The organism is Nocardia sp. BMG51109 (assembly GCF_000526215.1).
Classification (GTDB): domain Bacteria; phylum Actinomycetota; class Actinomycetes; order Mycobacteriales; family Mycobacteriaceae; genus Nocardia.
This window is the reverse complement of the sequence record NZ_JAFQ01000004.1, coordinates 7,937,309-7,949,710: the sequence shown is the minus strand read 5'-3', so window position 1 is coordinate 7,949,710 and position 12,402 is coordinate 7,937,309. Positions and strand designations below refer to the sequence as shown.

At 70.3% G+C, this 12,402-nt stretch carries 10 protein-coding genes; 9 read left to right on the top strand and 1 reads right to left on the bottom strand.

Annotated features, from left to right (window positions below; all coding sequences use genetic code 11):
* Positions 1–38: 38 nt before the first annotated feature.
* The 3 genes from D892_RS0137435 (at position 39) to D892_RS0137425 (ending at position 3,062) form a co-directional block, all read left to right on the top strand.
* Positions 39–734 (top strand): response regulator transcription factor, encoded by a 696-nt coding sequence (locus tag D892_RS0137435; RefSeq protein WP_024806159.1) that lies wholly within the window; start codon positions 39–41, stop codon positions 732–734.
* 80 nt (positions 735–814) lie between these two features.
* Positions 815–2,011, top strand: a complete 1,197-nt coding sequence (locus tag D892_RS0137430; RefSeq protein WP_232236260.1) for a sensor histidine kinase — start codon at positions 815–817, stop codon at positions 2,009–2,011.
* A complete protein-coding gene (locus tag D892_RS0137425; protein ID WP_051499357.1) occupies positions 1,998–3,062 on the top strand; it encodes a hypothetical protein in 1,065 nt (354 codons plus the stop codon). Before D892_RS0137430 ends, D892_RS0137425 begins: the two co-directional genes overlap by 14 nt.
* A gap of 16 nt (positions 3,063–3,078) precedes the next feature.
* Here D892_RS0137425 and D892_RS0137420 read toward each other — a convergent pair whose 3' ends face one another.
* On the bottom strand, positions 3,079–3,549 hold the full coding sequence (locus D892_RS0137420) for a hypothetical protein (RefSeq protein ID WP_024806156.1): 471 nt from the start codon (positions 3,547–3,549) through the stop codon (positions 3,079–3,081).
* A gap of 147 nt (positions 3,550–3,696) precedes the next feature.
* Between D892_RS0137420 and dapA the strand changes: the two genes are divergently transcribed.
* The 6 genes from dapA (at position 3,697) to D892_RS0137385 (ending at position 12,387) form a co-directional block, all read left to right on the top strand.
* The gene (gene dapA, locus D892_RS0137415; protein WP_024806155.1) at positions 3,697–4,605 is read left to right on the top strand and encodes a 4-hydroxy-tetrahydrodipicolinate synthase; all 909 of its coding nucleotides are present in this window, start codon (positions 3,697–3,699) and stop codon (positions 4,603–4,605) included.
* Positions 4,606–4,670: 65 nt separating this feature from the next.
* Positions 4,671–6,752 (top strand): ribonuclease J, encoded by a 2,082-nt coding sequence (locus tag D892_RS0137410; protein WP_024806154.1) that lies wholly within the window; start codon positions 4,671–4,673, stop codon positions 6,750–6,752.
* A 67-nt stretch (positions 6,753–6,819) separates the two neighbouring features.
* A complete protein-coding gene (locus D892_RS0137405) occupies positions 6,820–7,443 on the top strand; it encodes a TIGR03085 family metal-binding protein (protein ID WP_024806153.1) in 624 nt (207 codons plus the stop codon).
* 657 nt (positions 7,444–8,100) lie between these two features.
* On the top strand, positions 8,101–10,713 hold the full coding sequence (locus D892_RS0137395; RefSeq protein WP_024806152.1) for a DNA translocase FtsK: 2,613 nt from the start codon (positions 8,101–8,103) through the stop codon (positions 10,711–10,713).
* A 223-nt stretch (positions 10,714–10,936) separates the two neighbouring features.
* The gene (locus D892_RS0137390) at positions 10,937–12,001 is read left to right on the top strand and encodes a mechanosensitive ion channel family protein (protein ID WP_232236259.1); all 1,065 of its coding nucleotides are present in this window, start codon (positions 10,937–10,939) and stop codon (positions 11,999–12,001) included.
* A gap of 104 nt (positions 12,002–12,105) precedes the next feature.
* A complete protein-coding gene (locus D892_RS0137385; RefSeq protein WP_024806150.1) occupies positions 12,106–12,387 on the top strand; it encodes a hypothetical protein in 282 nt (93 codons plus the stop codon).
* Positions 12,388–12,402 lie beyond the last annotated feature (15 nt).

The window sequence follows — 12,402 nt, the reverse complement described above, 5'->3', positions numbered from 1 at the left end:
GAGGGTGGTTCGGGATTCTGGGAAGAGGTGAGAGGGCCGTGGAGCCGACACATCAGGGGGCGCTCGACCAGCCGGGGCCGATACGGTCGCGCCGGATCGGTCTCGTCGAGGATCACGAGTCCGTCGCGTTGGGCCTGGCGTCCATGCTGGCCGGGGAATCCGATCTCGAACTCGTCATCACCGCCGGCACCGTGGGCGAATTACTCTCGGCCGCACCGCAATTGGATTTGGTGGTGCTGGATCTGCGGCTGGCCGACGGGTCCACCCCGCAGGACAACGTGCGGGCGCTGCGCGATCGCGGGCTGGAGGTGCTGGTGTTCACCGGCGCCGACAATCCGTTCCTGGTGCGCTCGGCCGCGCGTGCCGGGGTGCTCGGCGTGGTGCGAAAATCCGAGGACGTGCAGACCGTGGTGTCCGCGGTGCGCGCCGCCGCATCGGGCGAGCAGGTGGTCACCACCGACTGGGCGGCGGCCATCGACGGTGATCCGCAGTTGCCCGACGTCGGGCTGAGCAAGCGCCAGCAAGAGGTGTTGACGCTGTATGCGTCGGGAGAGAAGGCGTCGCGGGTGGCGCGGCTGACCGGGTTGTCCGAACAGACCGTGAACGATTATCTGGGTCGCATCCGCCAGAAGTACGCCGATGCCGGGCGGCCCGCCCCGACCAAGACCGACCTGTACAAGCGGGCGGTGGAGGATGGTTGGCTACCCGTGCCCGAGCGTCCACCCCACGCATGACCGCTGCCGGAACCTCGGTCGTACCGATCACTCGAGTGAAACCCCTGGTGCGCGCCGGGACTTGGTGGCGCGGACACCCGGTGAGCGAGGATGCGGGCGTCGTGGCGGTCGATCGGATCATTCGCCGGCTGGGCCTGTCGATGGGGATCGGCGGGATGATCATGGCGCTGGTCGACATCCCCGAGATCGTCGCCCAGAGCCGGGTCGCGCCCGCCTGGTGGGCGCCCGTGGCGTCGCTGCTGGTCTTCGGCGGCTTCCCGGTGCTGGCCCTGGTATCGATTCGATTGCGCCCCAAGACGATTCGGGCGGTCTCCGGCGCCGCCGCGGTGGGCTACCTGGCCGCCGTGGCCACCTTGCCGTTCGCCTTGGACACGCACACCGTGGACGCGACCTCGGTGTGGCTGTACCGCATGCTGCCGCTGGGCATGCTGGCCGCCGCGCTGGCCTGGCCGGTCCGGTGGTCGGCCGGCTACCTGCTGGCCGGTTCGCTGGCCGTGGCGGCGAGCAATATCTACCTCGTCGAGGATTTCACGGCGATGTCGGTGCTCAGCGCGTTCGCCCGCGCCTTCGGGCTGTCGACGCTGCTGCTGTGGTGCGTGGCGAGCGCGCTGGAGGCCGCCGCGCGGGTGGACCGGGAATCGGCGCGATCCAGCAGGCAGGCCGCCTCGTCGGCCGCGTCCGCCGCCCGCGACCACGAGCGGGCCCGGTTCGCCGCGCTGATCCACGACGCGGTGCTGTCCACCCTGCTCGATGCCTCCCGCGGCAACGAGCAGTCGGCCGTGCTGCGCCGGCAGGCCGAGCACACCCTGGAGCAGCTCGACGAGATCCGGGTCGCCGCGCGCGAACCGGATGTGCTCGACGCGCGCGCGGCCGTCATCTTCCTGCGTTCGGCGGTGCACGACATCAATCCCGGTGTCCGGTTCGCGACCCGGACCTGGCCCGGCTTCGACGATCTGCGGATGCCGGTGCACGCGGCTACCACCATCGCCTCGGCGCTCGGTGAGGCGGTGCGCAACAGCCTGCGTCACGCCGCCGTGCCCGGGAAGACGGTGCACCGCACCGTCACCTGCACCATCAGCGCCGGTGGCATCCGGCTGGTGTTCACCGACGACGGTCCCGGATTCGACGTGCGGCGGGTGCCGGAGGACCGGCTGGGCATCTCGGTGAGCATTCTCGGCCGGATGCGGCAGCTGGCCGGCGGCGCCGGATTCGTGGAGTCGCAACCGGGGGAGGGGACGACCGTGACGTTGGTGTGGGGCGGCGATGGCTCGCACTGACCTGTGGGAATCCGATACCGCCCTGGAGGATTCGGATATCGGCGCGGGATTCGGACTCCGGGAGTTGTTGGGGCTGCGGGGCGGCACGGGTGGGTTGTTCCTGCTGATCCTGGAGCTGACCATCGTGCTGTACATGCTGCGGAACCTGTCCGCGTCGCCGGCGTGGGCGGTCCTGCTCGCGCTGCTGCTCCAGGCGATCGCCGGTGCGCTGGTACTGGTGGTGGCGGCCGATCCGCTGCCGTGGCCGGTGACGGCGTTCGTGGTGGCGGCCGGGCCGGCGGCGACCGTGCTGACCGTGGTGACGCTGGACAAGGACCAGGCCGGCCACATGGTCTGGACGACGTTCGCCACGTCCTATGTGATGGCGGTGCTGGCGCTGCGCGGGCGGATGGCCGCGGCCTGGCTGGGCGTGGTCGCGGTGGTGGCGGTCGACGCCGCCACCGGCATCCGGATCGGCGCCACCGACGGCGCCATCTCGGCCGCACTCGTTCCGCTGGGCACGGTCACGGCCATCTCGGTATTCGTGGTGATCATGCGCCCGACCCAGCGCCTGCTGCGAATACTGCGGGAGGAGGCGACGATTCGGGCCACCGCGGAGGCGACGATGGCGGCCGCCGACAGCGAGCGCATCCGGCAGCTGTCCCGGCTGGACCGGGTGGCGCGGCCGATCCTGGAGCGGATCGCCGACGGGGCCGAGCTCAGCCCCGCCGAACGCGAGGAATGCCGGTTGCTGGAGGCCGAGCTGCGTGACGGCCTGCGCGCGCCCCAGCTGATGACCGACGAACTCGGCGGCGCCGCCCGGGGAGCCCGGTCGCGCGGCGTCGAGGTGGTCCTGCTCGACGACGGCGGTTTCGCCGGCGCCCCGAAATGGGTGCGCCAGCGCGTGATCGACGCGGCGACCAGGGAACTCGACGCCGCCAACGCCGGCTCGGTGACCGTCCGGGTGCTGCCGGTGGGCCGCCGGGTGCTGGCGACGGTGCTGGCCAACGCGCCCGACCACGATCAGCGCACCGAGATCGACACCGACGGGAACGTCTCGGTCTCGACCTGATCCGGACGGTGCGCGCTCAGTTGTCGCAGCGGCCCGGCCCGCCCTTGCGCATCTGGTCGCGCAGGGCGTCTTGAACGGTGCTGGACAGCCAGGAGTTCAGCGACATGTTGCTCTGTGCCGCCGCCTGTTCGGCCCGGGACTTGATCTGGTCGACCAGGCGGAGGGTGACGCGGCTGATGTCGCCGGTCAGGTCCTCGAAGCTCGGCTGGTCCGTCTCGGGCTCGGGTTCGGCGCCCGGGTCCGGCTCGTTCGGCCGGACGTCGATGCGGGCGTCCGTGCCGTCGACCGAGACGTGCACGGTGCGGTCCCCGAGCGTCTCGCTGACCTCGGCCGCCAATTCGGACAGCGCCGCGAGGAGGGTCAGCCGCGCGGCGTTCTCGGTGGCCGCGGCGAGGGCCGCGGCGGTGGCCTGGGTCGTCTCGTCGCCGAGGGCGGCGGCCGCGACCAGATCGTCGCGCAGGCGCTGGGCATAGGTGTTCAGATCCATGACACCATCATGGCGTCATGGATGGCGTCTTACAAGCAGCAAAATGATGTCAGAGATGCCGTCGGGGTGCCGCCCGGGCCATCGGACCCGGCCGTGAGGCGGACGACGGTCCCCTCTCGTTTGTGCGACCGGGTAGCCTTGCTGACCATGACGAACGGTGAATCGACGCGAACAGACCTGCACGCGTCCGGCACGGTGGGTGTCGCGTTGGTGACCCCCTTTACCGCCGAGGGCAAGCTGGATGTCGATGCCGGCGTCGCCCTGGCCGGTCGCCTGGTCGACCGGGGTGTCGACCTGCTCGCCGTCTCCGGGACCACCGGCGAATCGCCGACCACCACCGAGTCCGAGAAGTTCGATCTGCTGCATGCCGTCGTCGACGCGGTGGGTGACCGCGCCACCGTGATCGCCGGTGCCGGCACCTACGACACCGCGCACAGCATCGAGCTGGCGCGCAACGCCCAGCGCGCGGGTGCGCAGGGCCTGCTGCTGGTGACTCCGTATTATTCGCGGCCCTCGCAGGAGGGTCTGCTCGCCCACTTCCTCGGGGTCGCGGATGCCACCGATCTGCCGGTGACCCTCTACGACATCCCGCCCCGTTCGGTGGTGCCGATCCTGCCCGAGACGATCCGCCGCCTCGCCGAGCATCCGCAGATCGTCGCGGTGAAGGACGCCAAGGGCGATCTGGGCGTCGGCGCCGAGTTGATCGCCGAGACCGGCCTCGAGTGGTACTCGGGCGACGATGTGCTGAATCTGCCGTGGCTGTCGGTGGGCGCGGTCGGATTCATCAGCGTGATCGGCCATCTCGTCCCGGAGCGGCTGGTGGCCTTGCGCGACGCCTACCTGGCCGGCGACGTGGCGGGCGCCCGGGAGATCCACGTGAGCATGCTGCCGCTGATGCGGGCGATGGCCCGGGTGGGCGGCGTGTCGATGACCAAGGCCGGGCTGCGCCTGCTCGGCATCGAGGTGGGTGAGCCGCGGCTGCCGCAACTGATGCCCGATGGGGAACTGCTGCGCGCGATCGCCGCCGACCTGGAGGCCGCGGGGGTCTACGCGTGAGCGGGCCTGAAGACGCAGCGGAGCGTAACCACGCAGGTTCCCCGGTCACGCCCGATGAACACGGCGTGAGCGGGTCAGGGCCGGAGGAGGGAGCGGAGCGTAACCACGCAGGCTCCCCGGTCGCGCCCGATCAGCACAGCGCGAGCGGGTCCGGGGGCGGCCGCCCACGCCGGAGGTCGGCGAGCCGGGGCGCGGGTGCCCCCGAGCCCGCGCCGCCGGCGGCCGATCCGGTCACGCAGCAGGCGAAGGCCGCCGCGCAGCGGGAACAGCAGCTGGCCAAGGTCGCCGAGCAGGATCTCGACGATGCGGAAAAGGCCGCGCCGCAGGAGGTTTCGGCCGAACCGGAGCGGCCCGACCGGCAGCGCCGCAGCCGCGGCCGGCAGGGCGGTCGCGGCAATCGCGCCGAACAGGCCCGCGCCCGTTCCGAGCAGCCCCGCGCCGAACGGGCCGCGCCGCCGGAACCCGCCGAAACGCAGCCCGCGGGCCTGCCGCCCGCTTCGCCGCGCCACGGCCTGCGCGTGTTCGCGCTCGGCGGCATCGGCGAAATCGGCCGCAACATGACCGTTTTCGAGTTCGACGGCGCGCTGCTGATCGTCGACTGCGGCGTGTTGTTCCCGGAGGACCAGCAGCCGGGTGTCGATCTCATCCTGCCCGACTTCCGGCCGATCGAGGACCGGATCGACGAGGTGGCGGCGCTGGTGCTCACGCACGGCCACGAGGACCACATCGGCGCCGTCCCGTTCCTGCTGCGCCTGCGCCCCGACATTCCGGTGATCGGGTCGAAGTTCACCCTCGCGCTGGTGGCCGCCAAGTGCCGCGAGCACCGGCTGCAACCCAGGCTGATCGAGGTCACCGAGGGCGAGCGGACCACGCACGGCCCGTTCGACTGCGAATACTTCGCGGTCAACCACTCGATCCCGGACGCGCTCGCGGTCGCGGTGCGCACCCCGGCCGGTCTGGCCCTGCACACCGGCGACATCAAGCTCGACCAGCTGCCGCTCGACGGCCGGCTGACCGACCTGGCCGGCTTCTCCCGGCTCGGCGACGAGGGCGTGGACATGTTCCTCGTCGACTCCACCAATGCCGAGGTGCCGGGCTTCGTGACGCCCGAACGCGAGATCGGCCCGGTGCTCGACAACGTCATCGGCAAGGCCACGGGCCGGGTGATCGTCGCATCGTTCGCCAGCCACGTGCACCGCATCCAGCAGGTGATCGATGTCGCGCAGCGCTACGACCGGCGGGTGTGCTTCGTCGGCCGGTCGATGGTGCGCAATATGCAGATCGCGCAGGACCTGGGCTATCTCGAGCTGCCCGACGGGCTGGTGGTGGATCTGGACCAGGCGGCCAACCTGCCGGTGCACAAGCTGGTGCTGATCTCGACCGGATCGCAGGGCGAGCCACTGTCGGCGCTGTCGCGGATGGCGCGGGGCGACCACCGGCAGATCAACATTCGCGCCGACGATCTGGTGGTGCTGGCCTCCTCGCTCATCCCGGGCAACGAGAACGCCGTGTTCACGGTCGTGAACGGGCTGGCCCGGCTCGGGGCCACGGTGATCACCCAGCAGAGCGCGAAGGTGCACGTCTCCGGCCATGCCTCGGCCGGCGAGCTGCTGTACCTGTACAACGCGGTGCGCCCGACCAACGCCATGCCGGTGCACGGCGAATGGCGCCATCTGCGCGCCAACGCCGCGCTCGCCGTCGCCACGGGCGTCCCCGAGGACCGGGTGATGCTGGCCGAGAACGGCGTGGTGGTTGACCTGGTGGACGGGATCGCCTCGATCGCCGGCCGGTATCCGGTCGGCCAGGTGTACGTCGACGGCCTCTCGGTCGGCGACGTGGGCGAATCGACGCTGTCCGATCGCCTGATCCTGGGTGAGGGCGGCTTCATCGCGATCACGGTGGTGGTCGACGAGACCACCGGAAAGGCGGTCAGCGCACCGGAGGTCAGCGGTCGCGGCTTCTCCGACGATCCGGGCGCGCTCGTCGCGGCGCAGGAACTGGTGGAGGCGGAACTGGTGCGGCTGGCCGGGGAGGGCGTCACCGAGACGCACCGCATCGCGCAGAGCGTGCGGCGGGTGGTCGGGCGCTGGGTTGCGGAAACCTACCGCCGCCGGCCGATGATCGTGCCGACCGTCATCGGGGTGTAGGGCGCCGGTTCACGGGTGTGGTGGCGGCCACACGGCAGACGGAGGGGACTGCATTAGGCTCGCACGTATGAGTTTGGCTCAACGGGAGCGGCGCGCACTGGTCGTGACGATGACCGCAGCGGGCCCCGACGCGCCGACCCTGTGCGGGACATGGACGGTGCGCGAACTGGCGGCGCATCTGGTGGTGCGCGAGCGGCGGCCCGACGCCGCCCCCGGCATCCTGCTGAAACCGCTTGCCGGGTACCTGGATTCGGTGCAGGAGCGGGCCGCGCGCCGGCCGTTCACCGAGCTGCTGGAGGAGATCCGCACCGGCCCGCCGTGGTGGTCGCCGCTGTACCCGGTGGACGCGGTGGTCAATCTCACCGAGATGTTCGTCCACCACGAGGACGTGCGCCGCGGCGAACCCGGCTGGGAGCCACGGGCATTGAGCGAAGCGGACGACGCGAAGCTGTGGCAGTCGGTGCGCCGGATGGCGCGCATGGCCTACCGCAAGTCGCCCGTGACGGTGGTGCTGACGACGCCGCAGGGCGAGCGCGTCGCCGCACACAACGCCGGCGGCGACGCGGTCGTGCTCACCGGCCCGCCCTCGGAACTGCTGCTGCACGCGTTCGGCCGCAACGAGGTTCGGCTCGACACCTCCGGCTCCCAGGAGGACGTGCGGGCCGTATTCGACACCGACCGCAGCGTCTGATCGGGCGACGCGAGGCATCGGTGGCGACGGTGCCGCCCGAATTCTCCGTGGTCGACGCTGAGGATTCTCCGTGGTCGACACCGAGGGCGCCGACGCCGATCGGGAAGCTCGGGTGCCGATCTCGCCACAGGGTGTCGGACCCGAATACGGGCGTTACGTAGATACCGATGCCACCGCGGGTGGGATTGCTCGTGCGACGCGGGTGATCGGACGTCGCCCGGATACGCGGAGATGTCGGGGCGCACCGGATTGTCGCTCCCTCCGGTTCCTCCGTGCGCCGACAACGGAGGTCGTGCCCCTCCTGCCTCGATGACCGGTTCAGATGACCGGTTCTTCGGTGCGATCGGGCCGACGACACGGCGGTGCGATCGGGCCGACGACACGGCGGTGCGATCCGGTCGGCGACACGGCCGGAGGGAATCGAGATTCGCCCCGCGTCGAACGGCTCAGAATCGGCCCGATATCAGACCGGTCGGTCCTGTCAAAGCGTCGCCGGGAGAGTTGTTTTCCGCTGATGGCATAGCATTTCCGCGCTGCCGTGGCGTGTGTGCGCCGGCCTTCCCGGCCGGTCACGGCGATGATGGATCGTGTATGTGATGTCCGTGGTATGGGTGTTGCGGATGGTCTGGATGGGGCCATTGCGGCTAGCCTGAAGCCATGGCAGGTAAGTCCCGCGGCACCACGACCTCACGTGCGCGGGCGGGATCGACCCGGGGGAGGGCTCCGGCACGGTCTCGTTCCGCCGGTTCGCGGACGAGGTCGACGCCGCGCGGGCGCACCACTCCGGCCCGCCGTCCGGCCCGCCGCCGGTCCGAGACCGCCCCGCTGGCCGTGCTGGGGCGCGGCATCGGCGGCGGCTGGTCCATGATCGCGCGCGGGGTCGGTGCCACCACCCGCACGCTGAGCCGGGCGGGGGAGATCGAGCACGGGCACCGCCGCGACGGAATCGCGCTGGCGCTCATCGCCTTCAGCGTCGTCATCGCCGCGGCGGTGTGGCTGGCCGCGGGCGGGCCGGTCGGGCACGCCGTCGATACCGCGATCCGGTGGATCACCGGCTCCGCCTCCGCCACCTTGCCGTTCGTGGCCGCCGGCATCGCCGTGATCCTCATGCGCACCGAGCCCCGTCCCGAGATCCGGCCGCGGCTGGTGCTGGGCGGGCTGCTGGTCGGCCTGCCCGCGCTGGGGCTGTGGCATATCGCCGCGGGCGCGCCCACCGATCCGGACGGCCGCGCCCATGCCGCCGGGTTCGCCGGATTCGTCGTGGGCGGGCCGCTGCGCGACGGGCTGACCGCCTGGCTGGCGGTGCCGCTGCTGTTGATCGCCATCGTGTTCGGCGTGCTGCTGGTGACCGGCACGACGGTGCGCGAGGTGCCCGAGCGGGTCCGGGAGCTGTTCGGCTTCGGCGAAAACGACGGCTACGACGAACGTTACGGGCCCTACGATCCGGAAAACTATGACGCCGACGGCTTCCCGGTGCACCGGAGCAAGTCCCGGCGGCGCGGCCGCACGCCCGAGGAGAACTACCCGACCGACGAATTCGGCGACGCCGACGCGGTCACCGAGGTCATCGGGGAACCGCCGCTGCGCGAGGCCAAGGACATCGCCAAGGACGACGCGGCCGCGGGCTCCTCGGCCACGCCGCCCGCGGCGGCCGAGAAGCCCGCGGCCAAGCCGAAACCCAAGAAGACACCCAAGGTGGTCGACCAGACCCCCGAACCGCCCGCGCAGCAGCAACTGGAATTCGTCACCGAGCGCCAGGTCGAGGGCGACTATCAGCTGCCGCCGCTGACGTTGCTCGTCGACGGCGATCCGCCCAAGCGCCGCAGCGCCGCCAACGAATCCATGATCGAGGCCATCACCGAGGTCATGGTGCAGTTCAAGATCGACGCCGCGGTCACCGGATTCGTCCGCGGCCCGACGGTCACCCGGTACGAGGTGGAGCTCGGGCCCGGTGTGAAGGTCGAGAAGATCACCGCGCTGGCCCGCAACATCGCGTATGCCGTTGCGACGGAGAACGTCCGGCTGCTGGCGCCGATCCCGGGCAAGTCGGCGGTCGGCATCGAGGTGCCCAACTCCGACCGCGAACTGGTGCGCCTGGCCGACGTGCTCAAGGCGCCCTCGACGCGAAACGACCACCACCCGTTGGTGATCGGGCTCGGCAAGAACATCGAGGGCGAGTTCCTCGCCGCCAACCTGTCGAAGATGCCGCATCTGCTGGTGGCCGGCTCCACCGGTTCGGGTAAGTCGAGCTTCGTCAACTCGATGCTGGTGTCGCTGCTGCAACGCGCGACGCCCGACGAGGTGCGGATGATCCTCATCGACCCCAAGATGGTGGAACTCACGCCCTACGAGGGCATTCCGCATCTGATCACGCCCATCATCACGCAGCCGAAGAAGGCCGCCGCCGCGCTGGCCTGGCTGGTGGAGGAGATGGAGCAGCGGTACCAGGACATGCAGGCCACCCGGGTCCGCCACATCGACGACTTCAACAAGAAGGTGAAGTCGGGGGAGATCACCACGCCGCTGGGCAGCGAACGGGTCTACCGGCCGTACCCGTACATCCTCGCCATCGTCGACGAGCTGGCCGACCTGATGATGACCGCGCCGCGCGACGTCGAGGACGCGATCGTGCGCATCACCCAGAAGGCCCGCGCCGCGGGCATCCACCTGGTGCTGGCGACCCAGCGGCCGTCGGTGGACGTGGTCACCGGCCTGATCAAGACCAATGTGCCCTCCCGGCTGGCCTTCGCCACCTCGTCGCTGACCGACTCGCGGGTCATCCTCGACCAGCCGGGCGCGGAGAAGCTGATCGGCATGGGCGACGGGCTGTTCCTGCCGATGGGCGCGAACAAGCCGACCCGCCTGCAGGGCGCGTACATCTCCGACGAGGAGATCCACGCGGTCGTCGACTTCACCAAGAACCAGGCCGAACCGGAGTACCAGGAGGGCGTCACCAGCGCCAAGGCGGGCGAGAAGAAGGAGGTCGACCCGGACATCGGCGACGATCTCGATCTGTTCGTGCAGGCCGTGGAGCTGGTGGTGACCTCGCAGTTCGGCTCCACCTCGATGTTGCAGCGCAAGCTGCGCGTGGGCTTCGCCAAGGCCGGGCGCCTGATGGACCTGATGGAGACGCGCAACGTGGTCGGGCCGAGCGAGGGGTCCAAGGCGCGCGACGTGCTGGTGAAACCCGATGAGCTGGAAGGGCTGCTGTACACGATCAAGGGCGGCGGCGAGCCGGTGGAGGTCGGGGACCCCGAGGGCGAGGGCTGAGCGCTCGGCCGGCGCCGAGTGCGGCGGTATGAACAAGCTCACCCTTGCCGCGACGGCCGTGCCGGGCGGTGACCTGCCCGCCACCGAAAAGACCCCGGTAGTGGAGACGATCGCTGCCCGCACATCGGTAGGGGGTGGCCGATCCGGCCGACGGTGGCCTTGCCACGCCGTTATGTAAATGTAGCGTTGGCAGCGGAGCACCCGAACCGCGCGTGGCAAGGAGTTGGACGTCTTGGAGGAGGTACTGCGCCCGCTGATCGTCTTCACCGGCACACTCTTGGTTACCGTGGCCGTCGGCCTCCTGGTGGACCGGTTGCTGCGATACAGCGCGAGCAAGCATCCGCGGACCCGGCTGCCCGGCCTGCTGCGCCGGGTGCAGTTGCCGCTGCAGATCCTGCTGGCGGCGACCGGGGTGCATTCGACCTACTCCCTGGCCCAGCTGGATCTGCGCCAGGACGAGGTGATCCTCAACGTGCTGGCGACGGTGGCGATCCTGGCCGCCGCCTGGCTCACCATCCGCATCGTCGACGCCTTCGCCGAGAACACGCTGGACCAATACGCCGGCCGGACCGCCGACGCCGCGCGGGTGCGCCGCCTGCACACCCAGCTCACCCTGGTGCGCCGGATCGTGACCGCGCTGCTCGCGGTGACCACGGCGGCCGTGGTGATGCTGCTGCTGTTCCCGAACCTGCGCACGCTGGGCACCTCGCTGCTGGCGTCGGCCGGTGTCATCGGCATCATCGCCGGCGTGGCCGCGCAGTCGACGCTCGGCAACCTCATGGCGGGCCTGCAGATCGCCTTCGGCGATTCGGTGCGGATCGGTGACACGGTGGTGGTCGAGGGGGAGTGGGGCACGGTCGAGGAGATCACGCTGTCCTACCTCACCGTGCGGATCTGGGACGACCGCCGGCTGACCATGCCGGTCTCGTACTTCAACAGCAAGCCGTACGAGAACTGGTCCAAGGGCGGCACGCAGATCACCGGCACCGTATTCCTCTATCTGGACCACAACACCCCGGTACCGCAGCTGCGCGAGCACCTATACGACTATCTGCGGCAGCGCGAGGACTGGGACGGCCGCAACTGGAACCTCCTGGTCACCGACAGCACCCCGACCAGCATCGTGGTGCGGGCGTCCATGTCGGCGCGCAATGCCGACGACGTGTGGACGCTGCGCTGCGCGGTCCGCGAGGAACTGCTCGGCTGGCTCGTGGCCAACCATCCCCAGGCGCTGCCCAGGATCCCGACCGCGCTGGTAGAGAGCGATTCGCCCGCTATGGCGGAGTGACCGGTCCGGATGGACTCACGGGTAACTGCCGTCAATATCCTTCGGGCACTATAATTTTCGAGGCAGGTTCGAGCTGGTTTCACCGACTTCGAAATGAGTAGTGCATGATCATCGCGGCGGTCCACGACACCCTCCTCGCTCAGATCGGCAATCCGACTCCCGAAACTCCCCCCGCCGCAGACAAGTTGATGCAACTGGTGCGGTACTTCACCTGGTTCGTGATCCTGTCCGGCGTCCTCGCCATCACCTACGCCGGTGGACATTTCGCCTGGGAGAAGTGGGCCGGCGGCGGCATCTCGCAGTCCCCGAAGATGGTGGCGGGGGCCATGATCGGCGGCATCCTCGCCACCAGCGCGGGCACCATCATGAACGCGGTGATCGGCTGAGGCCCGCCGTCGTTC

Excerpts from the sequence above, each read along its gene's own strand:
- D892_RS0137425 (WP_051499357.1), top strand. The coding sequence starts at position 1,998 with ATGGCTCGCACTGACCTGTGGGAATCCGATACCGCCCTGGAGGATTCG.
- D892_RS0137420 (WP_024806156.1), bottom strand. The coding sequence starts at position 3,549 with ATGGATCTGAACACCTATGCCCAGCGCCTGCGCGACGATCTGGTCGCG.
- dapA (WP_024806155.1), top strand. The coding sequence starts at position 3,697 with ATGACGAACGGTGAATCGACGCGAACAGACCTGCACGCGTCCGGCACG.
- D892_RS0137405 (WP_024806153.1), top strand. The coding sequence starts at position 6,820 with ATGAGTTTGGCTCAACGGGAGCGGCGCGCACTGGTCGTGACGATGACC.
- D892_RS0137395 (WP_024806152.1), top strand. The coding sequence starts at position 8,101 with ATGGCAGGTAAGTCCCGCGGCACCACGACCTCACGTGCGCGGGCGGGA.
- D892_RS0137385 (WP_024806150.1), top strand. The coding sequence starts at position 12,106 with ATGATCATCGCGGCGGTCCACGACACCCTCCTCGCTCAGATCGGCAAT.